This is a genomic window from Pseudomonas sp. 3JA, assembly GCF_036961705.1.
In the GTDB taxonomy this organism is placed as follows: Bacteria; Pseudomonadota; Gammaproteobacteria; order Pseudomonadales; family Pseudomonadaceae; genus Aquipseudomonas; species Aquipseudomonas fluorescens_Q.
Map to the genome: position 1 here is coordinate 25216 of NZ_JBAMDJ010000035.1, position 22720 is coordinate 47935.

The 22720-nt window shown below is 59.6% G+C and carries 28 protein-coding genes; 4 read left to right on the top strand and 24 right to left on the bottom strand.

Translation table 11 applies throughout. The annotated features are described in order from the left end of the window. Positions 1–46 precede the first annotated feature (46 nt). The 16 genes from V7773_RS23330 to V7773_RS23405 all read right to left on the bottom strand — a co-directional run bounded on the left by V7773_RS23330 (position 47) and on the right by V7773_RS23405 (position 9560). Positions 47–553 carry a phage major tail tube protein gene (locus V7773_RS23330; RefSeq protein WP_092144123.1) on the bottom strand — a complete coding sequence of 169 codons (507 nt, stop codon included), beginning with the start codon at positions 551–553 and terminating at the stop codon, positions 47–49. Then, positions 553–1719 carry a phage tail protein gene (locus tag V7773_RS23335; RefSeq protein WP_072387869.1) on the bottom strand — a complete coding sequence of 389 codons (1167 nt, stop codon included), beginning with the start codon at positions 1717–1719 and terminating at the stop codon, positions 553–555. The genes V7773_RS23330 and V7773_RS23335 overlap by 1 nt, the downstream gene beginning before the upstream one ends. Before the next feature lie 2 nt (positions 1720–1721). Further along, the gene (locus V7773_RS23340) at positions 1722–1949 is read right to left on the bottom strand and encodes a hypothetical protein (protein WP_336075413.1); all 228 of its coding nucleotides are present in this window, start codon (positions 1947–1949) and stop codon (positions 1722–1724) included. A gap of 85 nt (positions 1950–2034) precedes the next feature. Further along, positions 2035–2292, bottom strand: coding sequence for a tail fiber assembly protein (locus V7773_RS23345; protein WP_325918342.1), 258 nt, complete (start codon positions 2290–2292; stop codon positions 2035–2037). 9 nt (positions 2293–2301) lie between these two features. Continuing rightward, on the bottom strand, positions 2302–2922 hold the full coding sequence (locus V7773_RS23350; RefSeq protein WP_336075417.1) for a hypothetical protein: 621 nt from the start codon (positions 2920–2922) through the stop codon (positions 2302–2304). A 24-nt stretch (positions 2923–2946) separates the two neighbouring features. Further along, entirely contained in the window at positions 2947–3477 is a 531-nt protein-coding gene (locus tag V7773_RS23355; protein WP_336075418.1) for a hypothetical protein, read from the bottom strand. Further along, a complete protein-coding gene (locus V7773_RS23360) occupies positions 3474–4118 on the bottom strand; it encodes a phage tail protein I (protein WP_336075419.1) in 645 nt (214 codons plus the stop codon). The genes V7773_RS23355 and V7773_RS23360 overlap by 4 nt, the downstream gene beginning before the upstream one ends. Continuing rightward, a complete protein-coding gene (locus V7773_RS23365; RefSeq protein ID WP_336075421.1) occupies positions 4115–5110 on the bottom strand; it encodes a baseplate J/gp47 family protein in 996 nt (331 codons plus the stop codon). The genes V7773_RS23360 and V7773_RS23365 overlap by 4 nt, the downstream gene beginning before the upstream one ends. Further along, entirely contained in the window at positions 5107–5439 is a 333-nt protein-coding gene (locus tag V7773_RS23370; RefSeq protein ID WP_063322739.1) for a hypothetical protein, read from the bottom strand. Before V7773_RS23370 ends, V7773_RS23365 begins: the two co-directional genes overlap by 4 nt. Positions 5440–5450: 11 nt before the next feature. Next, positions 5451–6062 (bottom strand): phage baseplate assembly protein V, encoded by a 612-nt coding sequence (locus tag V7773_RS23375; RefSeq protein ID WP_336075424.1) that lies wholly within the window; start codon positions 6060–6062, stop codon positions 5451–5453. 3 nt (positions 6063–6065) lie between these two features. Beyond that, entirely contained in the window at positions 6066–6578 is a 513-nt protein-coding gene (locus V7773_RS23380; protein WP_336075427.1) for a hypothetical protein, read from the bottom strand. 36 nt (positions 6579–6614) lie between these two features. Next, positions 6615–6965, bottom strand: a complete 351-nt coding sequence (locus V7773_RS23385; protein ID WP_060738977.1) for a phage holin family protein — start codon at positions 6963–6965, stop codon at positions 6615–6617. 131 nt (positions 6966–7096) lie between these two features. Further along, the gene (locus V7773_RS23390; RefSeq protein WP_092144101.1) at positions 7097–7525 is read right to left on the bottom strand and encodes a hypothetical protein; all 429 of its coding nucleotides are present in this window, start codon (positions 7523–7525) and stop codon (positions 7097–7099) included. Between the two features lie 59 nt (positions 7526–7584). Then, on the bottom strand, positions 7585–8166 hold the full coding sequence (locus tag V7773_RS23395; RefSeq protein WP_092144098.1) for a DUF642 domain-containing protein: 582 nt from the start codon (positions 8164–8166) through the stop codon (positions 7585–7587). Between the two features lie 4 nt (positions 8167–8170). After that, positions 8171–8359, bottom strand: a complete 189-nt coding sequence (locus V7773_RS23400) for a Com family DNA-binding transcriptional regulator (protein WP_336075429.1) — start codon at positions 8357–8359, stop codon at positions 8171–8173. A 466-nt stretch (positions 8360–8825) separates the two neighbouring features. Further along, complete coding sequence (locus tag V7773_RS23405) at positions 8826–9560, bottom strand: LexA family transcriptional regulator (protein ID WP_092223366.1); 735 nt, start codon at positions 9558–9560, stop codon at positions 8826–8828. 620 nt (positions 9561–10180) lie between these two features. On the opposite strand from V7773_RS23405, the gene V7773_RS23410 reads away from it, so the two are divergent. The 3 genes from V7773_RS23410 to fdxA all read left to right on the top strand — a co-directional run bounded on the left by V7773_RS23410 (position 10181) and on the right by fdxA (position 13792). Further along, positions 10181–10372 carry a hypothetical protein gene (locus tag V7773_RS23410; RefSeq protein WP_092144092.1) on the top strand — a complete coding sequence of 64 codons (192 nt, stop codon included), beginning with the start codon at positions 10181–10183 and terminating at the stop codon, positions 10370–10372. Positions 10373–10758: 386 nt separating this feature from the next. Next, positions 10759–13326, top strand: a complete 2568-nt coding sequence (mutS, locus tag V7773_RS23415; RefSeq protein ID WP_167331288.1) for a DNA mismatch repair protein MutS — start codon at positions 10759–10761, stop codon at positions 13324–13326. A gap of 142 nt (positions 13327–13468) precedes the next feature. Beyond that, a complete protein-coding gene (gene fdxA / locus V7773_RS23420; protein ID WP_336075432.1) occupies positions 13469–13792 on the top strand; it encodes a ferredoxin FdxA in 324 nt (107 codons plus the stop codon). Positions 13793–14451: 659 nt separating this feature from the next. Here fdxA and rpoS read toward each other — a convergent pair. The 8 genes from rpoS to V7773_RS23460 form a co-directional block, all read right to left on the bottom strand. After that, positions 14452–15459, bottom strand: a complete 1008-nt coding sequence (gene rpoS / locus V7773_RS23425) for an RNA polymerase sigma factor RpoS (protein ID WP_003198289.1) — start codon at positions 15457–15459, stop codon at positions 14452–14454. 106 nt (positions 15460–15565) lie between these two features. Further along, positions 15566–16411 (bottom strand): peptidoglycan DD-metalloendopeptidase family protein, encoded by an 846-nt coding sequence (locus tag V7773_RS23430; RefSeq protein ID WP_086936656.1) that lies wholly within the window; start codon positions 16409–16411, stop codon positions 15566–15568. Positions 16412–16622: 211 nt separating this feature from the next. After that, entirely contained in the window at positions 16623–17258 is a 636-nt protein-coding gene (locus V7773_RS23435) for a protein-L-isoaspartate(D-aspartate) O-methyltransferase (protein ID WP_170862085.1), read from the bottom strand. A 41-nt stretch (positions 17259–17299) separates the two neighbouring features. Further along, entirely contained in the window at positions 17300–18049 is a 750-nt protein-coding gene (gene surE, locus V7773_RS23440) for a 5'/3'-nucleotidase SurE (RefSeq protein ID WP_038856712.1), read from the bottom strand. Then, on the bottom strand, positions 18037–19095 hold the full coding sequence (gene truD, locus V7773_RS23445; RefSeq protein ID WP_092144080.1) for a tRNA pseudouridine(13) synthase TruD: 1059 nt from the start codon (positions 19093–19095) through the stop codon (positions 18037–18039). Before truD ends, surE begins: the two co-directional genes overlap by 13 nt. Beyond that, complete coding sequence (ispF, locus tag V7773_RS23450) at positions 19092–19565, bottom strand: 2-C-methyl-D-erythritol 2,4-cyclodiphosphate synthase (protein WP_072343388.1); 474 nt, start codon at positions 19563–19565, stop codon at positions 19092–19094. The genes truD and ispF overlap by 4 nt, the downstream gene beginning before the upstream one ends. A gap of 43 nt (positions 19566–19608) precedes the next feature. After that, a complete protein-coding gene (gene fghA / locus V7773_RS23455; protein ID WP_336075437.1) occupies positions 19609–20454 on the bottom strand; it encodes an S-formylglutathione hydrolase in 846 nt (281 codons plus the stop codon). Positions 20455–20542: 88 nt separating this feature from the next. After that, positions 20543–21655 (bottom strand): S-(hydroxymethyl)glutathione dehydrogenase/class III alcohol dehydrogenase, encoded by a 1113-nt coding sequence (locus V7773_RS23460; protein WP_072343393.1) that lies wholly within the window; start codon positions 21653–21655, stop codon positions 20543–20545. A gap of 107 nt (positions 21656–21762) precedes the next feature. Here V7773_RS23460 and V7773_RS23465 point away from each other — a divergent pair, with 107 nt between their 5' ends. Further along, the gene (locus tag V7773_RS23465; RefSeq protein WP_063322751.1) at positions 21763–22659 is read left to right on the top strand and encodes a LysR substrate-binding domain-containing protein; all 897 of its coding nucleotides are present in this window, start codon (positions 21763–21765) and stop codon (positions 22657–22659) included. Positions 22660–22720 lie beyond the last annotated feature (61 nt).

The window sequence follows — 22720 nt, forward strand, 5'->3', positions numbered from 1 at the left end:
GCAAGCTCGCTCCCACAAGGATTGGGTTCAACTGACGGGCATTCGTTTACGGCAACAACACCGCACGGCGAGCATCGCCGAGGATGTCGACGCCGTTGAGTACGAACTTCTGGGTGCGCACGTCAATGTCGATCACCGGGACGCCGTTTTCCAGGCGGTTGTAGGTGCGGCAGGACAGCTCCAGGTTGGTCTTGGGTTTCTCGCCCATTTTCAGCAGGGTTTCCTCGAGGGACTTCAACTTGCCACCCACCGTGTGGTAGGTAAACCAGGTGTTGCCGTCCTGATCCTGGCCGGCTTCACGCACGTTCAGCAGAATGTCGTCGCCCACGCTCACGCCCAGCGCCAGCATGACTTCCGGACCAAGGCCTTGCAGCGTCAGCTTGGCTGTCAGCACTTTGCCGGCCTTGGCCATCTCCTCGCCAATGAAACGGCCGCCACGCATCTCTTCCATGTCGAATTCGATCTTCGGCGGGGTGAACTCTTCCACGGTCGCCGACAACGGCAAGCCTTGCAGGGTGGCCGCGATGGCCTGTCTTACGCGGTTGGTAAACATTAGAGAACGTCCTCCAGGAACTGCTCGATGATTTCATCGCGGGCATTGAGTTGATAAATCATGTGTTCGTTCGGCGCGTAGCGGCCGTAGTCGATGACCACGTACCAGGTGCCGTTCTTGTACTTCTCGACGCTGTTCAATTCAGGGTGCAGGTACACGCTGCCGCCGGGAATGGTTTCGTCGGCGACCAGGGTTTGCAGCCAGTCGTTGATGCGCTTCACTTCCTGGTCCATGAACGACTTGGTCAGATTCTTCGCCATGGCCTTCTGCCCGGCCTTGACCAGCTTGCGGCTGATGGCGTCTTCCAGGCCGACGTAGCTGATGAACTTGCCGGTGATGGAGCGGTTGCCCAGCAAGGAGAAGCCGCCAAGGATGGTCCGGGCGTAGTAACTGACGCCGTAGCGGTTGAGCAGATCGCCTTCGGTGGAGGTGTCGAGGATGTTGTATTCCACGGTGCGGGAAACGTCTTCGGCGTAGGTGACCTGGTTGCCCGGGCTCTCCCATTGCTTGACCTTGGCGAGGGCGGCGATGGCCAGGCTCGACGGCGCCAGGAAGACGTTTTTCTTCGCGGCCTTGGAGTACACCGCCGGCATGTTGTGCACCACCAGGCAACGGTCGAAACCGAGGTCCGCACCGCCCAGCTCCTGGCTGTAAGTCACCTGGTCGGCGACCGAGGCATCCTTGCCATCGAGCACCACACGGGCCTTGATGCGCTTGCCGAACGAGGCGAACTCACTGGCGACGGCCTTGGTGCCGGTAAAGCCTGGCGCGCCGATGATGGTCAGGTCTTCAGCGACCCCACTCAACGCCGCCAAGCCCAACTTGCGACCGGTCTGCGCTTCGATGCCGCCGATCACATTGTTCTGCGTGTCGGCCAGCGTGGCGCCCTCTTCGACGATGACGACATAGACCGGCACCTTGACCACTTTGAGGATCTGGTAGACCGCCTGGAACAACGTCCCCGCTTCGGCACCGGTCGGGTCCAACTGGGCCTGGGTGGTGAAGCTGTTGATGCGGAACGGGGTGTTTTTCGGAATCAGCGGATTGGCATTCGGCGCGGTGCCGACCAGCCCGATGACGTTGTCACCCAGGCCACCCATGGCCTCGGGAGATTCAGTGGCATTGACGGTAATGCCGTTGTGCTCGAAGTTCAAAACCTCAGCCATGGTTATTCAGCCTTTTTGGTGGCGGCCTTCAAGGCCTTGGTGGTTGGGGTGGCTTGCGTGTCAGCAGCCGGTTTCTGCGTATCCAGGACGCTGGTCAGCTCGAGACGACCGGCACTGCGCAAGGCATTGGCCTCGACATCCAAGAGTTCGAGTTTCTGGCCGATGCTCGACCAGTGGCCGCCACCGGTAGGAAATGGCAGCACCACGGTGTATTGCTTACGAATAGGCATCTACGGTCTCTCCAGATGCGAAAAACACAAAAGCCCTTAGCGGGATTTGGTGCGGGCGAAAAAAAACCGCTTTCGCGGTCGTGGTCTACTTGATGAAATCTGGCAGTACAGGCCAGAGCAGCCTGGACGGCTCCGCATCCGTTTCGGGGATGTCTCGCAAGGCCTGGCGATAAGCCTTGATCTCGGCCAGCTGGGCTTCTGTTGCGGGGAAGTCCGCTAATTGGGTGAAGTCCGTGTCTCGTAGCAGTTGGTTGCGGCGTGTGCGAATGGCGGCCCATTCGATTTCACGCGACGGTACGGCGATTGGAGTTTCGGGAGTGTCATTGTTGGACAGATCAGACATGTTCATTCCTTAGCTGAAAACAACGGTTTCGGCCAGCGACAACCTAGTGGTCAAATCCCCAAGATTGAATAGCCGACCATTGCCCACGCGCATGGTGTCAATACGCACGGTGGTGTAATAAACGTTGGGAATCAGAATTCGCATGACGACATTGCCGTTTGTATCGGCATAGACAGCAGGGGTCATATTCCCAAAGGTCGAAACGCTATGCAGAACGCGAGTGGGCTGATAGCAATACCCCACCAGCGTTTCGTCGATTATTTTCGCCGTTCCATAGCTGTAGCCCTTGATGTTGAACCAGAACATCTCCGAATTGACATTGATGTTAAGCGGCACTCTGAAATGCATGTACACATTTACGCTGGCACCCAGGTTGGTAGTGACAAAGTCCCCCTGCGCATTTGCGCTGTAACTGCCGCCAGTGCCATAAACATGTCCTTGCAAGACGCCACGACGAATCGTGCCCAGGGCACTCGGGTCCCCTTCCACGTCCTTCAGGCTTCGCCATTCATTGAACTGGGTCAAAGCCGTGGCCATGGTCGTGTTGATACTGCCGATTTTTCCATTGACCACAGTGGTCAAGTTATTGGCCGCTGATACCAGCGATGCGATAGTGGTTTCCAGACTCACATTCAGGTTCCTTGTGCTATTTGATTATTTGGCTTCGAGCGCCATCACCCGAAACATCAGGCCAACGTGTCGCGCCATGTTGTCGATATTGGCCGTCGCCACGGTGGCGACTTCCTCGCTCAACAGGATGTTCAGATTGTCAGACCCGACCACCACCGTGACGCTTTGCGCCGGTAATGGCGAAATATCCAGCGTGAACTTTTGCAGTACACGGGCCGCGGCCGCCTTGTAGGTCAGCAACTTTCCAGCCACCGAATACACCGCCAGCAACGTCCCAGTTGACAGATAAAATCCGAACTCACCGATCTCGTATTCATCTGCCCCGTCGAACAGCGCGGCCATTCTCAGTTGTCCAGGATCAAGGTCTTCGTAATCCACAATCGCCACGCGCTGCCGTTCATTGCGAAGCGCTGTTTCCGATCCATTTGGATCGTAGCGGGCGGTGCCGGCACCAATGTGAGTGATTTCACCTTTCAAACCTTGGTTCTTTGCCTGCAGCACCTCCGCCAAGCCGGCGGAAGTGAAGCGAACCAAACGCGTTATATCTTCTGTCATGGCTGCGCCCTAAGGTCGTAATCGTTAATGATGTAGGGTTGGAAAAACCCGGTATTGGCAAGCCTCGCGTCGAGTTCGAGCATGGGCAGCGTCCCGCACAGAAACAGCTCTGCGTCGCTCAGCGGGCCGTGCATGGCTGCGGTTGCTGCGAGTCCTCCGCTCGTTTGATGCACGAGTGTGATGGTGGCTTGGTCGCGCTCGCTCTTGGCTGCATTGATTCGCTGTATCAGCCGATTGTGATCACCACTGGCCCAGCTTTGGCCGATGATGGCTTGCACATCAAAGGTGTAGGGGTGAGCGTGAGGGTGCTGTTCATACCAAGCAGTAACCTGAGGTGTGAACCCCAGAGATTCGACGGCGTGGTTCAAAGCCTGGCGAGTACCGGCCTGGCGCTGGGTCTGCCAGGACAATGAAACCGTCAAACGTTTTTCCTGATCGCTGGCTCGCGCATCCCATTCGCTGACACCCCGATCCGCCGCCAAGTAAGGCAAGAAGGCGGACGCGGTTTCACCTGGGTTCATCAACTCGGGAAACGGCGGATCGATGCGTTCGAGCAGCCGAGCGAACCCCAGATCCAGTGCCCTTTCCAACGGTGAGCTGTTGACCGGCAGCAGGCTCGGGCGAGGTATGTCGTCACTCATAACGTGTCCACCTCAACCTCGACGCCTGTGCAGTACGGGGCTTGGAAAGCCGTGGTCACAATCGGCACCAGCGGTTCGAGAATCTCAAGCTGGACCGCGCCGGCGCTATGCAGCGTGTAGTCGATCCAGCTCGGGTCCACCCGCCCTTCCAAGCGATGACAGGCCTGGGCATACGCCTGCAACTGCTGCTCGGCGGCAACCTGGGTCAAGCCCGAATCCGGGCCGGCATTGATCCTCGCCACGACACGGATTTTGTAGGGTTTGATTTGTGCGGCCTGCACGATGACCAGGTCGGTTTCCGGTCGCACATCAGGCCGGGCGAAGTGCTGGCGAACACCATTGAGCAGCGCTTCGGACGGTGTGCCGTCGCCCTCGCGGGAAAGCACTGTGACCGTGACCTCCCCCGGCGCCGTCCGGCGTCCGTTGCCGTCCTTGACCTGCGCGGCGAGACCGTCCGGATCGAATGTGTAGGTCACGTTCACGACACCGCCAGCGGCACTGTCCACCTTCACCACTGGCCGTTCACCCAAGGTAAAAATCTCCCGCCGATACTGCATGCGCGAGCCGGCCGCTGGCGCATGAGGCGCCAGGTAGTAGCGCAACCGCGCATCGTCATCGCTCTCGTAGACCGGGGGGATGGGCGGGAAGGCCGCCGGGTCGCCCGGTTCGAGCAACTGACGCTCAAGGCCCATGTCCGCGAGACGAGCGTCGAGGTTGGTCCCGGTGGCCCACCACGCCAACATCTGCTTGATGCGGGCGTTGTATTTGCGTTCGTGGGTTTGCAGCCGCACGCAGAACGCCTCAAGCGCCAGGGTCAGCAGTTCACTTTCGTTTTCAAGACTGTCCACCAGCTTCGCCGCACTTGCTGGCGAGCGTGCGCCGACGTACTCGACCACGAAGGTCTTGAACTCTGCGAGCAAGTCCTCGAACGCTTCAACAGTGACGATGGCCGGTTCGGCCAACTGGTTCTGGCCGGGTATCAGCATGCTCATGTCACCACCTCGAACGTCTGTTTGCGGTTTTTCCAGGTGCCGGCGAAACGCAACAGCAAGCCGGCGCCGTGTCGACTGGCGACAATGACCTGCGGCTCGAAATCACCGATGCCGTTTTGTGGGTTGTAGAACGCTTGGGCCGCGTGGCTCTGGGCGAGAATCAGCAGGTCGTCACCAAGGTTCTGCCCCAGCAACTGCGTGAGTGCGCAGCCATACAACGGGCGCTTCTGGCGAGTGCCCAACGGCGTCGTCAACGCCCGGGTGGCGCGCTGTACGAACTGCAGCCAGTCGTCGACCGTGGCGCCGGTATTTCGATCGATTCCAATCATGAGGAAATCTCTTATGCGGTACTGATGACGCGTCCCTGGTGATCCACCACCGGGCCGCTCAGGTGCACGCCGGAGGCGTCGAGCCGAATGCCGACGGCGCCCAGCTGCCATTCGATGGCGTCGGCGGTCATCGCCAACCGCGACGGGCCGATGCTCAGTTGGAGCGCTTCACGGGAACCGCTGAACGTCGCCGGGCCGTTCTGCCAGTGCAGGACATGGCTGGCATGGTCGTAGCCGTTTTCCGTACCGTCCTGATAGAGGCGCCGCGTCAGCGAGGCCTGGGTCGAGACGGGCGGAAACTGACCGCCGTTAAGGCCGAACAACGCCACTGCCTGCCCGCCGCTCTCGCCGCCGCCATGGTTGAGCAACAGGCACTGCTCGCCCACGGACGGAATCCGCGACTCGCTCTGGGCGCCGGCGCTCGGGTTGAAAAAGCGGATCGCCGGGGTCAGCAGGCCACCATGGCTGACCTTGCAGGTGTTGCTGGCCGCATCGACTTCCTGGCAAACGCCGATGCGGCAGAAACTCTCCGCACGCCGATGCAAATCTTCCAGCTCGGTTTCCATCTGAGCCAGACGCTCGATGATCGGCCCCAGATGCATCCGTAACAGCCCATCGAACATGGCTCAGCCCTCGAGTGCGGTGTATTGATCCGGGTCGTCGATGTTCGACACTTCCCAGGTACGGGCAAATTTCGGGATGCCCAACGGGTCCTCCAGCAGCGTCGGGCCGAGGTACAGGGTTTGGTTGAAGGAAAGGGTCCAGGCGCTGTACGCCCGTGCTTCGTGGATGAACGTGGATGCGATGCCATCGATTTCCGTGGGCAGGTCGCATTGATCACCCGAAAGGCCCCAGCGGTTATCCATGACCAGGTGTTTCAATTCACCGGCCAGATCACAGGCCTCCCATCCTGGAACGGCCATGACCACTTGCAAGGAAACCGTCAGGACATGGGCGATACGCCCGTCATTGGCGCGGTTACCGGGCGCATCACGCTCAAGCGCAATCAGCACCCAGGGTTGGTCGTCGGCGCCATCGAACTCCTGGGGGCTGCCGACTTTCAAGGCGGGATAAATGGCGCGCAGCGTCTGGGCAATGGCCGAGAACAACTGCGACGGTTTTTCGATAAGGGCAGGCATTGATCGCCTCCTTGTGTATGGATCAGCGCTGTCGATTCACTGCTGGTCGGGCGGCAGGTCCCGCGGTGGCACTTCGCAAACGCCGATCCGCTTGGCGACCCAGCGCTCGTAAAGACCGATCGCCACATCGGCACCGGCCATGGCGGTCAGGCAACCCAGGGCGCAAGCACTCCAGATCGACATGCCGAGGGCATACAACAGCATGGTTGCCGACACGCCGCAGACCACGCAGGCACCGGAACGCAGCACCACGCGGCGCAGCAACGGCCAACCACGGGCGCCCTCCTTGTCGGCGCGCCACATCTCGCCGGACACCCCGCCCACCAGGGCGAGCACGATGACCAGCCAGATCGGCATGTCCAGCAACGCTTGTTGCTCGTTTGTCATGTCTCGTTTCCTGGGGGTGATTAAGATTGGGCGGGGAAGTTGTTTGAAGTTGAAAGAGATGTGGGTCGGTGAAACCCATTAAGTCGCTAGAAACGGCGTTCAAACGTTTGTCAGGTAATTGGGGGCTGACATCACTTTGGCGCAGCGCAGGTCGCGCCTTTGTAAGTCATGGTGTAGGTGTAGTGCCTGTCCCAAGACAGCGGTAGCGCACTGGGTGCGGCCCATTCCGCGTAGTTACCCGACATCGAACCAGCGACAGCTAACTTACCCATGGCAATGGTCGCGAGATTGTTGGCACTCCCTGCACCCGGCATTGGCACACTCCCGTTCCATTGGAGATCGTCCCCGTTCTGGAACCATGCGCCCTTCCAGCCGGCCTGGGAACTCGAGTACCAGGTGTTGTCTTCTTTGAAACAGATCGTTTGGTTGGCATAAAAACCGCCGCCCGGAACGTGGTAATAAGCGAATTGCCAGGAGCCGACAGGTGAGGTTTCAGCAAACGCGTGGAGGGCCTGGGTCGCCAGGACGGCTGCGATCAATACGCTGAGCAATTTTTTCATTAATTGATTTCCTTTGGATAAATTAAGCTTGACGGGATCGTGCGTAAGGCCGGCGACGTTTACAGTCGCTCGACAATGACGTTGTCAATAAAAGCGAAGTGAGCATTCGGATCCTGCTCATTCCAGAAGCTCAACGTGGTTTGATCGCTCACGGCGGTGAAATCGTAGGTTCTGGTTTCCCATACGGTCGCATCACTGGTGGCGACAGGGGTGTCGAAACGGGTGGTCTGGCCTGCCACCTTGACGTTGATGATGCCGGTCCCCGTGCGGTTCACGTACCTGGAACTGCCGGCACTGAACGTCAGGCGATAACGTGCGCCTACTACCGTGTTGATGTTCTGCTGGATGCCACCACCGTTTTGATAGGTGTAGTTGGCGAGGTCGACGCTCATTACACCTTCGGCGGCGACCGAACTGCCAATGGCAGCTCTGACATTGATGTACTCCACGCCTGACAGAAACGTGGTCCAACCGGTCACGAAGTCGGCTTGGGCCGGGGTATTCAGTACGCAGTCATTGCCACAACCGGGGGTTTCAAAGCTGCCGTTCACAACCAGGTTGGCTGCGAAGGCAGCACCGCTGGCCGCCAACAGCGCCATGGACAGAACGAACGAGCCGATAAGACGTTTGATTTTTTTCATGCGTTCACCTTAAGAGTCGATGTTTTTGCGCGGAGCATTCCGCATCCATGTCGCTCAAAGGCGATAACTCGAGGCTCAGGGCCTTCACATGATTCAACGCCCCACACCGGGAACATTTGATCTGGAGTTCGGTGTTCTCGCCCACGCGGGCCAGAAGTCGTTTGCAGTGACCGCATCTGAAATCCTTCAGCATCGGAAGCCCTCCATTGGCGGCGGTGATGTGTTTGAACGCACCTCACGGTGCAGGCATTCCAAAAAGCCCGGTTGCCCAGGCTTTTCAGTAATGCGCTTGATCTTTCGGCGCGACTGGCGCGGTACGGATCCATTCAAATTGTTTTTCCGACCGCGGTCCCTGCCCGCCGGATAACTGCTTCTGGTGCTTTACGCTGCACACCCGGGTCAGTTGCCAACCCTCTGAACCGTCAAGGCCGGTTCATCGCTGCCTGTTGGTGGAACTAAAGAGCTTTGTTGCCAGCCGCTTTGTCGAGCGGCTTGGACACAGAATATGCATGGATGCATATACAGTCAATGCGTAAATGCATTTATTTATGCAGATCGAATGCGCAAATGCATGGAGCCCTTGCAAATACGGGGTTGCGGGTTTTCGAGAGGCGAAAAAAAACCCGCACGGCGGCGGGTTTTATCTGACAGCGGAGGGGTTAACGGGCGTACATGCCCCACCAGAAGACGTGACCGAGGATGACGATTTGCTCGTCCTGCATTTCCTGGAAGGTGTAGTCCTCGTCCGGATGCTCATCGCGGTTGAAGCTGCGCAGGCGGATGCCGGTGGGCAGGCGATAAAGCTGCTTCACCCGCAGTTGGCCGTTGTGATTGATGGCGTAGAGGTCACCGTCGACGATGTCGCCGATCCCGCATTTGCCTGCGTTCACCCCGACCGTGGCACCGTCGCGCAGCACCGGCAACATACTGTTGCCGCGCACCGTCACGCACTTGGCCTGGTCGAACTGCACGCCGTTATGGCGCAGGCTGCGCTTGCCAAAGCGCAGGCTGGAGCGCTCGCTTTCCTCGATGACGAATCTTCCTGATCCAGCAGCCAATTCAACCTCGCGCAGAAAAGGGACCGACACTTCGTCTTCTTCGACGGGTGTTTCGTCGTCCCACAGGCTTATGTCCTTGAGTTCGGAATGCGGCTCATCGCGGCGGCTATTGCCGGCAGGCGCAACGTCCGCGCGCCCGCGCAACTGGTCGGTGCTCACGGCGAAGTACTCGGCGATCTTCGAGATGTGTTTATCCGAAGGATCGACAATCTTGCCGCTGAGGATCCGCGAGAGGGTGGACTGAGGCACGCCGGTACGCCGGTGAAGCTCCGTGGGGGAGATCCCGTGCTGATCGAGCAATGCTCTTAATACGGTAGAAACGTTGCGTTTTTGCATAACGCGCATAGTGCTTGTTCTTTTCGCAGAAGACAAATGCTGTTTTGCATAAGCGTGCATATCGATGAAGAAACCATTCACTCAAGGTCGGCCCGATCCACCGTTGCGAGGGAGCTTGCTCCCGCTGGGCTGCGCAGCAGCCCCAAAAAACCTCCAATCACTGAGCATTCGGCGAATTGAGCTCAGTCCTTTTGGGCGCGCTACGCACGCCAGCGGGAGCAAGCTCCCTCGCCACGGGTTCAGTCCAATCCTTATATTGGGGAATTTCCCCTACAACTTCTTGGGAAATCCCTCAATCCGCGTCCTTCAAATATGCGACACCAGGCTACATCGCCTTGCGCCTATGCCTACCACTGCGCCAGAATCCGCCGGCTTGTCCACCTTGGATCCCATCGGTACTTTGGTTCTCGTCACTGCCCATCAGTGATCGGGTTTAGTCGCTCGGTATTCCAAGGTGTTCATTGCTCCATTCAGTCAGGTATTCCTTATTCCTGCACTTGATGGTAGCTGTGCGCAGGGCGCCCTCGGGCGCGCCGGTTCCTTGGATCCCCGGTCGACTAACCTGCGTACAGCCGCCGCCCTCGTTTAGTCGCGAGTGAGCGCTTCGCGCTGGAGCGCCAATGAACCGCCATCGGGAGCGCACTATGATTTCGATCAAGCAAGGCTTGTCCAAAGGAGCCAAACGCCCCTTTGCTGATTTCATTCGTAACGCAAAATCGAAGGAAAAGAAGCGTGTTTACCGCAAGGTATTGGCCGAGGCTACCAAGCAGCAGAATCTGGTGATGATGCAAGCCGAGGTAAAACGAGCCTGATCTCCAGATTCAAGAGAGCTCGATCAAGTGTCGTAATGCCGTCCAACATTTTCATCGACTGTGGTGCCGCCTTCACGAGTTCAAGCCCGCTCCCACAGGGGGAAACGCGGTCCCGCCAAGAATCAGGTCGGCTATCAGGCCGCCTCGCGGTGGACGTTGATCTCCGCGCCCCATTAACCACGCTGGATTTTCGAAAGTGAGCCCGCCGTCGGGGCGGAACCCTAAGCAGCCGTTACCGCAGCAACGGATATGCACACAATCCCAAACGCTGGGTAGCACCAGACCGCCCATGTTAACCTTGCGCCCATCGCGGAAAAGCCGGGCCAATGCCCCTCCTTTTGCCCCACACCTTTCAACGAGCTTGCCTGACACCCATGAATACCGCCGTGAACGACCTCTCCAGCCACACGCCGATGATGCAACAATACTGGCGCCTGAAGAACCAGCACCCCGATCAGCTGATGTTCTACCGCATGGGCGACTTCTACGAGATCTTCTACGAGGATGCGAAGAAAGCCGCCAAGTTGCTAGACATCACCCTGACGGCACGTGGGCAATCGGCAGGCATGGCGATTCCGATGTGTGGGATTCCTTACCACGCGGCGGAAGGTTACCTGGCGAAACTGGTCAAGCTCGGCGAATCCGTGGTGATTTGCGAGCAAGTCGGCGACCCGGCCACCAGCAAGGGCCCCGTGGAACGCCAAGTCGTGCGGATCATCACCCCGGGTACAGTCAGTGACGAGGCCCTGCTGGACGAACGCCGGGACAACCTGATCGCCGCAGTCCTGGGCGATGAGCGCCTGTTCGGCCTGGCGGTGCTGGACATCACCAGCGGCAATTTCTCGGTGCTGGAAATCAAGGGCTGGGAAAACCTGCTGGCGGAGCTGGAGCGGGTCAATCCGGTGGAGCTGTTGATCCCGGACGACTGGCCAAAGGACCTGCCGGCAGAAAAACGCCGTGGCGTGCGTCGTCGGGCGCCGTGGGATTTCGAGCGTGATTCGGCGCTGAAAAGTCTCTGCCAGCAGTTTTCCACCCAGGACCTCAAGGGCTTCGGCTGCGAAAACCTGACCCTGGCCATCGGCGCGGCCGGTTGCCTGCTGGCCTACGCCAAGGAAACCCAGCGCACCGCCCTGCCCCATTTGCGCAGCCTGCGTCACGAGCGCCTGGATGACACCGTGGTGCTGGACGGCGCGAGCCGACGCAACCTGGAGTTGGACACCAACCTGGCCGGCGGGCGCGACAACACCTTGCAATCGGTGGTCGATCGCTGCCAGACCGCCATGGGCAGCCGTCTGCTGACTCGCTGGTTGAATCGGCCGCTGCGGGACCTGACCGTGCTGTTGGCGCGCCAGTCCTCCATTACCTGCCTGCTGGATCGCTATCGCTTCGAGCAGTTGCAACCGCAACTCAAGGAAATCGGTGACATCGAGCGAATCCTCGCCCGAATCGGCCTGCGCAACGCCCGTCCCCGTGACCTGGCGCGCTTGCGCGATGCCCTCGGCGCGTTGCCTGAACTGCAGGTGGCGATGACCGACCTCGAAGCGCCGCACCTGCAACAACTGGCACGCACCACCAGCACCTACCCGGAACTGGCCGCGCTGCTGGAAAAAGCCATCATCGACAACCCACCGGCGGTGATCCGCGACGGCGGCGTGCTGAAAACCGGCTACGACGCCGAACTCGACGAGCTGCAAGCGCTGAGCGAGAACGCCGGTCAGTTCCTGATCGACCTCGAAGCCCGAGAAAAAGCCCGTACCGGCCTGGCCAACCTCAAGGTCGGCTACAACCGCATCCACGGTTATTTCATCGAATTGCCGAGCAAGCAGGCCGAACAGGCCCCGGCCGATTACGTTCGCCGCCAGACCCTCAAGGGCGCCGAGCGGTTCATTACCCCGGAACTCAAGGCGTTCGAAGACAAGGCGTTGTCGGCCAAGAGCCGCGCCCTGGCCCGGGAAAAGATGCTCTACGAAGCGCTGCTCGAAGACTTGATCAGCCAACTGCCGCCGTTGCAGGACACCGCCGGCGCCTTGGCGGAACTGGACGTGCTGAGCAACCTGGCCGAGCGCGCGCTGAACCTGGACCTCAACTGCCCGCGCTTCGTCAGCGAGCCGTGCATGCGCATCAGCCAGGGTCGTCACCCAGTGGTCGAACAAGTACTGACCACGCCGTTCGTGGCCAACGACCTGAGCCTGGACGACAACACCCGCATGCTGGTGATCACCGGTCCGAACATGGGCGGTAAATCCACCTACATGCGCCAAACCGCGTTGATCGTGCTGCTGGCCCACATCGGTAGTTTCGTCCCGGCGGCCAGTTGCGAATTGTCCCTGGTGGACCGGATTTTCACCCGGATCGGCTCCAGCGACGACCTGGCCGGCGGGCGTTCGACCTTCATGGTGGAAATGAGCGAAACCGCGAACATCCTGCACAACGCCACCGAACGCAGCCTGGTGCTGATGGACGAAGTCGGACGCGGCACCAGCACCTTCGACGGCTTGTCCCTGGCCTGGGCCGCGGCCGAGCGCCTCGCGCACCTGCGGGCCTACACGCTGTTCGCCACCCATTACTTCGAACTCACCGTGTTGCCGGAAAGCCAGCCGCTGGTGGCCAACGTTCACCTCAATGCCACCGAGCACAACGAGCGCATCGTCTTCCTGCACCACGTGCTGCCCGGCCCGGCCAGCCAGAGCTACGGCTTGGCGGTGGCGCAACTGGCCGGCGTGCCAAGTGAAGTCATTACCCGTGCCCGCGAGCATCTGAGCCGCCTGGAAACCACCAGCCTGCCCCACGAAGCGCCGCGCCCGACCAAAGGCAAACCGGCCGCACCGCAGCAAAGCGACCTGTTCGCCAGCCTGCCGCATCCGGTACTCGATGAACTGGCCAAGCTCGACCTGGACGACCTGACACCTCGTCGGGCACTGGATTTACTCTATACATTGAAGACACGGATCTAACATACAGGCTTTCAAGCTGTTAGAATCGCGCGCGGTTTGGGATGCTGCGGACTATTAGCCTGGTTCGCAGACTATCGCTCCCAAACCTGGCGACCCTACCGTGAAGGGGCTTCGCTGCCGCCGCCTGAGGAGAGAATTAGAAATGACCTTCGTCGTCACCGACAACTGCATCAAGTGCAAGTACACCGACTGCGTAGAAGTGTGTCCGGTGGACTGCTTTTACGAAGGGCCGAATTTCCTGGTCATTCACCCGGATGAGTGCATCGACTGCGCCCTGTGTGAACCGGAATGCCCGGCGAATGCCATTTTCTCGGAAGACGAAGTGCCGGCCGGCATGGAGAACTTCATCGAGCTGAACGCCGAACTGGCGGACATCTGGCCGAACATCACCGAAAAGAAAGACGCTCTGCCGGACGCCGCTGAGTGGGATGGCAAGGACGATAAGCTCAAGGAGCTCGAACGCTGATCATCCCTGCGTTCGTCGAAAAGGCCCCTGCGGGCCTTTTTGCTTTTCCGGATTCAAGAAATCGCAGGCAAAAAAAGGGGCGGTTTGACCCGCCCACATTTTTTCCCTAATCCCTTTAATCCTTTTCATCATCCTGATGAATCGCGTCCTGCGATGTCCTTCCTTCCCATCATCCTTGACGGGTGTGTCTGTCCGTCGACACAGGACTGATATTAGTATTTTCCCAGGCGAGTGCAACGCGGCTGATACAGGTGGTTTGCTCTGTCACGCCACCTTCACAAAATAAAAGTCCTTATAAATCATATAAATACAAAAAAATCACAATGCTTATAGCAGTCTATCCCGCCAATGAGAAACCGATCACTTACGCGACACTAGGCAAAGGCTTACACGCTGAATCTATAAATAGAGAAGGCGTAGAAACGCACTCTGGTGGCGAGGGGATTTAGCGAAACGTCGCAACGCCCCGTGGGACTGCGTAGAGTCTCAAATTATTGAATTGAACGCCGCGGTTTCTGTTTCAGGGCCGCTTCGCGCCCCAGCGGGGATAAATCCCCTCGCCACAAGAGTGCATCGCATAGCGTAGTGCTCAATACATCTGCCCAAACACGGAAAAGCCCCGAACCAGTCGGGGCTTTTCTTGCTGCGCTGCACTCGGGTTATTGAAACAGCGACTCACTCGACAGGCCATTCTTCTCCAGGATCTCCCGGAGGCGCTTGAGGCCCTCCACCTGGATCTGCCTGACCCGCTCACGGGTCAAACCAATCTCCAGGCCTACATCTTCAAGCGTGCTGCTTTCGTGACCGCGCAAGCCGAAGCGGCGAATCACCACTTCCCGTTGCTTGTCCGTAAGTTCCGAAAGCCACTGGTCAATGCTCTGGGACAAGTCATCGTCCTGGAGCAACTCGCACGGATCGGTCGGACGATCGTCGGTCAGGGTATCCAGCAGGGTCTTATCCGAGTCCGGCCCCAGCGAGACATCTACCGAAGAGACACGCTCGTTGAGCCCAAGCATGCGCTTGACCTCACCTACCGGTTTTTCCAGCAGGTTGGCGATTTCTTCGGGTGAAGGCTCATGGTCGAGTTTCTGGGTCAACTCGCGGGCGGCCCGCAGATAGACGTTCAGTTCCTTGACCACATGAATCGGCAACCGGATCGTCCGGGTCTGGTTCATGATCGCCCGTTCGATGGTCTGGCGGATCCACCAGGTGGCGTAGGTCGAGAAGCGGAAGCCGCGCTCGGGGTCGAATTTTTCGACGGCGCGAATCAGGCCCAGGTTGCCCTCTTCGATCAGGTCCAGCAGCGAAAGCCCACGATTGACGTAGCGTCGGGCGATTTTCACCACCAGGCGCAGGTTGCTTTCAATCATGCGTTTTCGACCGGCCGGGTCGCCACTTTGCGACAGCCGCGCAAAATGAACTTCTTCCTCGGGGGAGAGCAGTGGCGAAAAACCGATTTCGTTGAGGTACAGCTGAGTGGCGTCCAGCGCCCGGGTGTAATCGATGTACTTATGTTGTTTAAGCGAAGCGGAGTGTTTGGATTTGGCACGAACGGAAGGTGGAGTCGCCCCTTCATCATTCGACATCGAATCCATAGCGATGCCGGTCTCCATAAGGAGAACCTCATCGTCGATGTCAAACTCCGGCACTTCTTTACTGAGAGCCATTGTTATAGTCCTTTGGTGAGTTCGACCTCAAGCCCAAGCGACGCCTTTATCCTTGGCAACGCTGGAGCCTGTTCCCTCTACGTGACGGAACAGGCTGACAATCAAATCAACGCCGAGGCAGGAATTGCAGCGGATCGACTGGTTTACCTTGCCGGCGAATCTCAAAATGCAGTTTCACCCGGTCTGTTCCCGTTGATCCCATTTCGGCAATTGTCTGTCCGACTTTGACCTGCTGCCCCTCCCGAACCAACAGCCTGCGGTTGTGACCGTAGGCACTGACGTAGGTATCGCTGTGTTTGATGATCACGAGTTCGCCGTAGCCCCTTAAACCACTCCCGGCGTACACAACCGTGCCATCAGACGCGGCTAAAACAGGCTGTCCCAAATCCCCGGCGATATCAATTCCTTTATTCAAACTACCGTTTGAAGAGAATTTTCCAATGAGAACGCCATTAGAAGGCCATCCCCAGCCGGTCGGGGCGGGGCCTGCGGGAGGCATCGGAGCAGGGGCTGGTTTGCTCGCGACGGACGGTACTACCGCCGTCCCAGCCCCCGTCGGCCGGCGAATGACCGTGGTCTTGCTCGACGAAGAAGGCGTCGAACCCGACTGCGTAACCACCGCGGTAGGCGTTGAACCGCTACGGCCATCGAAGCGAATCGTCTGACCGGGGTGAATCGTATAAGGCGCAGGAATGTTGTTGCGCGCCGCGAGGGCTTTGTAGTCCCAGCCGTAGCGGAAAGCGATGGAAAACAGCGTATCGCCGCGACGGACTACATATTGGCCGGTCGTTACTGTAGGACGTTGCGGTGTTGCACTGTTGCGATCGACAACCCGGACATTACTCGACGGCGTACTCGAACATCCGACCAGCAAAGTGCTCAAGACGAGGCCAGTCACCAGGCGCTGAAAGCTCGTGATACCCATACGCTGCGCAATGACTGTGAGACTCACCCGCCGCTCCCTTTGTGGTGGCAGAAAAATTGGAAACTGCCTGTCCAGGCAGAACTCATACAAATATAGCTGGCAACGACTACGCCTCTATTAATGAAGCGCAACGTGTCGCCGCACACGTTTGCTCGACGCTGTTGGACTCTGTTCAGCAAATCGGTGCCGCTGTAAGACACAGGCCAGGCCACGGAATTCAGCGTGTGTTTATAAATGCTCAGGCCAACGGCCCATTGAGTAACGGCACGAACCGCACCGCCCCCAGGACGTGTCGTGAAAAACCATGTTCTTCACGTACGATCAGCATCAACTGCTGGACTTCACCTGCGCCCACCGGAATGACCAGTCGTCCGCCGGGAGCAAGCTGATCCAGCAGGGCCTGGGGTACATCGGTGGCCACCGCGGTCACGATGATGCCGTTGTACGGCGCCAGGGCCGGCCACCCCTCCCAGCCATCTCCCCAGCGAAACACCACGTTGCGCAGGTTCAACTCCACCAGGCGTTCCTTGGCGCGGTCCTGCAGTACCTTGATCCGCTCTACGGAAAACACCCGCTCGACCAGTTGCGACAACACCGCCGTCTGGTAACCCGAGCCGGTACCGATCTCCATCACCTTGTCCAGCGGCCCGGCCTCGAGCAGCAACTCGCTCATGCGGGCCACCATGTATGGCTGGGAAATGGTCTGGTTATGGCCGATCGGCAACGCCGTGTCTTCATAGGCGCGATGGGCCAGGGCTTCGTCGACGAACAGATGGCGCGGCGTACGGCGAATCACCTCCAACACCTGGGCGTTGGAGAGACCTTCTTCGTAGAGACGCTGGATCAATCGTTCACGGGTGCGCTGGGAGGTCATGCCGATTCCGCGGCGCAGCATATCGTCTTGCTCACGAGCCATCAGCGCAGCCCCTCCAGCCAGCCATCGAGATTTCGAAAGGCGTCGTTGAAGGTACGGTCCAACTGCAACGGCGTGATCGAGACATAACCTTGCATCACCGCATGGAAATCAGTGCCCGGCCCGCCGTCTTCGGCATCACCGGCGGCGGCGATCCAGTAACCGGCCTTGCCGCGCGGGTCGACGACATGCATAGGTTTGGCGGCCCGGGCACGGTGGCCCAGGCGAGTGAGCTGGATGCCACGGATATGATCGAGCGGCAGGTTGGGGATATTCACGTTCAGCACCGTGCGTGGCGGCAGCTCCAACTCGCCGTGGGCTTCGACCAGTTTACGGGCGAAATAAGCGGCGGTCGGCAAGTTATCGACCTGCCGCGAAACAAACGAAAAGGCAAACGATGGCTTGTCCAGGAAACGACCTTCCAGGGCGGCGGCAACCGTGCCGGAATAAAGCACGTCGTCCCCCAGGTTGGCGCCCAGGTTGATGCCTGACACCACCATGTCCGGCTCACGCTCCAGCAAGCCGTTGAGGCCCAGGTGCACGCAATCGGTCGGAGTACCGTTGAGGCTGATGAAACCGTTATCCAGATAGCAGGGGTGCAACGGACGGTCGAGCGTCAGCGAGCTGCTGGCGCCGCTTTTGTCCTGGTCCGGGGCGATGACCACGCACTCGGCAAAATCCGCCAGCGCAGCATAAAGCGCGGCAAGACCGGGTGCTGTCACCCCGTCGTCGTTAGAAATCAGAATACGCATGGGCTGTCCGTCTGCCCCACCGGCACCAAATCGACGAGTTCGCGCACCAAGACAGTGGCGAAACATCCGGCCGGCAGGACGAATTCCAGTTGCAGAATGTCAGGCTGGGGATAATGCCACGACAGGCCGCCAATGGGCAGTCGCAGGATGCGACGTTCGTGACTCATTCCCGCGTTTATCAACCAGTCCCGCAGGTCGGCTTCACCCGCGGCGATAGCTTGTTCCAACTCGAACGTCGCGCCAGCGGCAGGCGAAGGTCCCTCGCCCCACTGTGGCCCGGTCGGGTGCAAGTCGAGAATGGCCAGGCGCGGGTCGCTGCACTCAGCCTCGCCGGCTGGGAAAAAACTGCGGCTGTCGGTGAAGGCAAGCAAATCGCCAACCTGGGCCTGCTGCCAGGTGCCGTCGGCAACCCGCGCCGCCAACACCCGGTTGAACAGAAAGCTGCGGGCGGTGGACAACAACCGCGAGCGTACATTGCGCTGTTCCGGCAACGCCTTGCGCGCCGCCCAGGCCCGGGCATCGACGACATTGCCGCCGTCATGGCCGAAGCGCTGGGCGCCAAAATAGTTGGGGATGCCCTGGCGGACAATCTGTTGCAGCCGCGCATCGATCGCCGTCGTGTCGCCGTTGAATTGAGTCAGCCGCAAGGTAAAGCCATTGGCCGAGTGCGCGCCGCGTTGCAGCTTGCGCCTGTGGCGTGCGGTCTTGAGAATTTTCAGCGTGTCGTTCTCTGCCGCCGACAGGTCCGGATCGGCCTTGCCCGGCAATTGGATGCTGAACCACTGGCGGGTCAGGGCCTGACGGTCCTTGAGCCCGGCGTAGCTGACAGTGCGCAACGGCACGCCGGCAGCCTTGGCGATTCGCCGGGCGGCTTCTTCGGTGTTCAAACCACGTTTTTCAACCCAGATCCACAAGTGCTCGCCATCACCGGTCAACGGGATGTCGAGCACTTCATCGACCTGGAAATCTTCAGCGGTGGCCTTGAGTACCGCACTGCCCAGCGGTTCGCCGTAGGCACGCGGGCCCAGTAGTTCCAGTTCAGTCATGGGCGCAGCAACAAGGCGACGGAGTGGACGGCAATGCCCTCTTCGCGACCGACGAAACCAAGCTTCTCGGTGGTGGTGGCTTTCACGTTCACTTGGTCCAACTCAACTTGAAGATCCTCGGCAATCAGCTGGCGCATCGCTTCGATGTGCGGCGCCATCTTGGGGGCCTGGGCAACGATGGTGTTATCGACATTGCCGACTTTCCAGCCCTTGGCGTGGATCAGCGAAACCACATGACGCAGCAGCACGCGGCTGTCGGCGCCCTTGAATTGCGGGTCGGTGTCGGGGAAGTGCTGGCCGATGTCACCCAGGGCCGCGGCGCCGAGCAGTGCATCGCTCAAGGCATGCAGCAGGACATCACCGTCAGAATGCGCGAGCAGCCCGAAGCCGTGTGCGATCCGCACGCCGCCCAGAGTAATGAAGTCGCCTTCAGCGAAACGGTGAACATCGTAGCCGTGGCCAATACGCATAAAAAAACGCCCCGATTTTTGTCAGGGCGTGATTCTACCTGCATTAGAGGTTTAGAGCGCGCGCATGATGCTGCAAGTGGTCGTCGATGAAGCTGGCGATGAAGAAGTAGCTGTGGTCGTAGCCCGGTTGCAGGCGCAATTCCAACGGATGATCGGCCGCCTTGGCCGCCTGTTGCAGGGCTTCGGGCTTGAGCTGGTTGGCCAGGAAATCATCACGATCACCCTGGTCCACCAGCAATGGCAGCTTCTCCTGCGCCTCGGCAATCAACGCACAGGCATCCCATTCACGCCATTTCGAGCGGTCGTCCCCCAGGTAACGAGAGAAAGCCTTCTGGCCCCATGGACAATCCATCGGATTGTTGATCGGCGAAAAGGCCGACACCGAACGGTAACGCCCCGGGTTGCGCAAGGCGCAGACCAGCGCACCGTGGCCGCCCATGGAGTGGCCACTGATGCCACGTTTGTCAGAAGCCGGGAAATGCGCTTCGACCAGCGCCGGCAATTCCTGCACCACGTAGTCATGCATCCGATAGTGCCGCGCCCACGGATCCTGCGTGGCGTTCAGATAAAAACCCGCCCCCAGGCCGAAGTCCCAGGCGCCGTCCGGATCGCCCGGCACGTCGGCGCCACGGGGGCTGGTGTCCGGCGCAACGATGATCAAGCCCAACTCGGCGGCCATGCGCTGGGCACCGGCCTTTTGCATGAAGTTCTCGTCGGTGCAGGTCAACCCGGACAACCAGTACAGAACAGGCAACTTGCCGCCCTGCTCCGCTTGCGGCGGTAGGTACACGGCAAACACCATGTCACAACCGAGCACGTCGGAACGGTGCCGGTAACGTTTGTGCCAGCCGTCGAAGCTTTTCTGGCAGGAGAGATTTTCGAGGTTCATTGCATTTCAGCCTCAAGCCTCAAGCCTCAAGCTGCAAGAGAACGCGATGCCCACTTGCAGCTTGTAGCTTGCCGCTTGCAGCTGCTCCTTAAAAATTAATGACGGTGCGGATGCTCTTGCCTTCATGCATCAGGTCGAATGCCTTGTTGATATCTTCCAGGCCCATGGTGTGGGTAATGAAAGTATCCAGCGGGATCTCGCCCTTCTCGGCCATTTCCACATAGCTTGGCAATTCGCTGCGACCGCGCACGCCACCAAAGGCCGAACCGCGCCAGACGCGCCCGGTCACCAACTGGAAGGGACGGGTGGCGATTTCCTGGCCGGCGCCGGCCACGCCGATGATCACCGACTCGCCCCACCCTTTGTGGCAGCACTCCAGCGCGGCACGCATCAACTGGACATTGCCGATGCACTCGAAGGAAAAGTCCACGCCGCCGTCGGTCATATCCACGATGACCTCCTGGATCGGACGATCGAAGTCTTTCGGGTTGACGCAATCGGTAGCGCCCAGTTGCTTGGCGATTTCGAACTTGGCCGGATTGATGTCAATGGCAATGATGCGCGAGGCCTTGGCCTTCACGGCACCAATCACCGCCGACAGGCCAATGCCGCCCAGGCCGAAGATCGCCACGGTATCACCTGGCTTGACCTTGGCAGTGTTGAGGACCGCGCCGATGCCGGTGGTGACGCCGCAACCCAGCAGGCAGACTTTTTCCAGCGGCGCTTCTTTTGGAATCTTCGCGACGGAGATTTCCGGCAGCACGGTGTACTCCGAGAACGTCGAGGTGCCCATGTAGTGGAAAATCGTCTCGCCCTTGTAGGAAAAGCGCGAAGTGCCGTCCGGCATCAGGCCTTTGCCCTGGGTGGCGCGAATCGCTTGGCAGAGGTTGGTCTTGCCCGACTTACAGAATTTGCACTGGCCGCACTCCGGGGTGTACAGCGGGATCACATGGTCCCCCACCGCGACCGAGGTCACGCCTTCGCCGACGGCTTCGACAATAGCGCCGCCTTCGTGGCCGAGGATCGACGGGAAGATCCCTTCCGGGTCGGCGCCCGACAAGGTGTAGGCATCGGTGTGGCAGACACCGGAAGCCACCACGCGCAACAGCACTTCGCCCGCCTTGGGCATGGCGACGTCGACTTCAACGATTTCCAGGGGTTTCTTGGCCTCGAAGGCAACGGCAGCGCGCGACTTGATCATCCGGTCTCTCCAGCAAATAAAAACAAGACCGGGAGTGTAATCCTCCGCCGGACGATGAATAATCCAACCAAAAGCAAAACATTATTGCCGTACAGGGATAATCCTTCATGTCCGAAAACCGCTGGGAGGGGATCGACGAGTTCGTCGCCGTGGCCGAATGCAGTCAATTCACCGCCGCCGCCGAACGCCTCGGGGTGTCGTCCTCCCATATCAGTCGACAAATCGTACGGCTCGAAGAACGTCTACAAACACGTTTGCTGTACCGCAGCACCCGCCGGGTGACACTGACCGAAGCCGGGCAAACCTTTTTGCAGCATTGCCAACGCCTGCAGGACGGACGCGAGGAAGCACTGCGGGCCGTCGGCGACTTGGCCAGCGAACCCAAGGGCATGCTGCGCATGACCTGCGCCGTGGCCTATGGCGAGCGGTTTATCGTGCCGCTGGTGACGCGCTTCATGGGGCTCTACCCACAGTTGCGGGTCGACATCGAGCTGAGCAATCGCCCATTGGACCTGGTACATGAGAGCCTGGACCTGGCGATTCGCCTGGGTCGCTTGCAGGACTCCCGCCTGGTCGCTACGCGCCTGGCACCGCGGCGCATGTACCTGTGCGCTTCCCCCTCATACCTGGAACGCTACGGGCGGCCCCATAGTCTGTCGGAACTGAGCCGCCACAACTGCCTGATCGGCAGCTCCGACATCTGGCAGTTGGAGCAGAATGGGCGGGAATTTTCCCAGCGGGTACAGGGAAACTGGCGCTGCAACAGCGGGCAAGCGGTGCTCGATGCGGCGTTGCAAGGTGTGGGGTTGTGCCAACTGCCGGATTATTACGTGCTGGAGCATTTGCACAGCGGTGCATTGATCTCGCTGTTGGAAGCCCATCAACCGCCGAATACGGCAGTGTGGGCGTTGTACCCACAGCAGCGACACCTGTCGCCGAAGGTGCGCAAGTTGGTGGATTACTTGAAGGAAGGGTTGGCTGGGCGGCCGGAATATCGGGGGTGACCGGGGGGGCTTTGTTGCCTGGCTCGCGATGGCGCCGGCCCAGATGCTGACGATCTAACGA

Coding starts and splice junctions, on each gene's coding strand:
- V7773_RS23330 (WP_092144123.1), bottom strand. CDS start 553: ATGTTTACCAACCGCGTAAGACAGGCCATCGCGGCCACCCTGCAAGGC.
- V7773_RS23335 (WP_072387869.1), bottom strand. CDS start 1,719: ATGGCTGAGGTTTTGAACTTCGAGCACAACGGCATTACCGTCAATGCC.
- V7773_RS23340 (WP_336075413.1), bottom strand. CDS start 1,949: ATGCCTATTCGTAAGCAATACACCGTGGTGCTGCCATTTCCTACCGGT.
- V7773_RS23345 (WP_325918342.1), bottom strand. CDS start 2,292: ATGTCTGATCTGTCCAACAATGACACTCCCGAAACTCCAATCGCCGTA.
- V7773_RS23355 (WP_336075418.1), bottom strand. CDS start 3,477: ATGACAGAAGATATAACGCGTTTGGTTCGCTTCACTTCCGCCGGCTTG.
- V7773_RS23360 (WP_336075419.1), bottom strand. CDS start 4,118: ATGAGTGACGACATACCTCGCCCGAGCCTGCTGCCGGTCAACAGCTCA.
- V7773_RS23365 (WP_336075421.1), bottom strand. CDS start 5,110: ATGAGCATGCTGATACCCGGCCAGAACCAGTTGGCCGAACCGGCCATC.
- V7773_RS23370 (WP_063322739.1), bottom strand. CDS start 5,439: ATGATTGGAATCGATCGAAATACCGGCGCCACGGTCGACGACTGGCTG.
- V7773_RS23375 (WP_336075424.1), bottom strand. CDS start 6,062: ATGTTCGATGGGCTGTTACGGATGCATCTGGGGCCGATCATCGAGCGT.
- V7773_RS23380 (WP_336075427.1), bottom strand. CDS start 6,578: ATGCCTGCCCTTATCGAAAAACCGTCGCAGTTGTTCTCGGCCATTGCC.
- V7773_RS23385 (WP_060738977.1), bottom strand. CDS start 6,965: ATGACAAACGAGCAACAAGCGTTGCTGGACATGCCGATCTGGCTGGTC.
- V7773_RS23390 (WP_092144101.1), bottom strand. CDS start 7,525: ATGAAAAAATTGCTCAGCGTATTGATCGCAGCCGTCCTGGCGACCCAG.
- V7773_RS23395 (WP_092144098.1), bottom strand. CDS start 8,166: ATGAAAAAAATCAAACGTCTTATCGGCTCGTTCGTTCTGTCCATGGCG.
- V7773_RS23400 (WP_336075429.1), bottom strand. CDS start 8,359: ATGCTGAAGGATTTCAGATGCGGTCACTGCAAACGACTTCTGGCCCGC.
- V7773_RS23405 (WP_092223366.1), bottom strand. CDS start 9,560: ATGCAAAAACGCAACGTTTCTACCGTATTAAGAGCATTGCTCGATCAG.
- V7773_RS23410 (WP_092144092.1), top strand. CDS start 10,181: ATGAACCGCCATCGGGAGCGCACTATGATTTCGATCAAGCAAGGCTTG.
- fdxA (WP_336075432.1), top strand. CDS start 13,469: ATGACCTTCGTCGTCACCGACAACTGCATCAAGTGCAAGTACACCGAC.
- rpoS (WP_003198289.1), bottom strand. CDS start 15,459: ATGGCTCTCAGTAAAGAAGTGCCGGAGTTTGACATCGACGATGAGGTT.
- V7773_RS23435 (WP_170862085.1), bottom strand. CDS start 17,258: ATGACCTCCCAGCGCACCCGTGAACGATTGATCCAGCGTCTCTACGAA.
- surE (WP_038856712.1), bottom strand. CDS start 18,049: ATGCGTATTCTGATTTCTAACGACGACGGGGTGACAGCACCCGGTCTT.
- truD (WP_092144080.1), bottom strand. CDS start 19,095: ATGACTGAACTGGAACTACTGGGCCCGCGTGCCTACGGCGAACCGCTG.
- ispF (WP_072343388.1), bottom strand. CDS start 19,565: ATGCGTATTGGCCACGGCTACGATGTTCACCGTTTCGCTGAAGGCGAC.
- fghA (WP_336075437.1), bottom strand. CDS start 20,454: ATGAACCTCGAAAATCTCTCCTGCCAGAAAAGCTTCGACGGCTGGCAC.
- V7773_RS23460 (WP_072343393.1), bottom strand. CDS start 21,655: ATGATCAAGTCGCGCGCTGCCGTTGCCTTCGAGGCCAAGAAACCCCTG.
- V7773_RS23465 (WP_063322751.1), top strand. CDS start 21,763: ATGTCCGAAAACCGCTGGGAGGGGATCGACGAGTTCGTCGCCGTGGCC.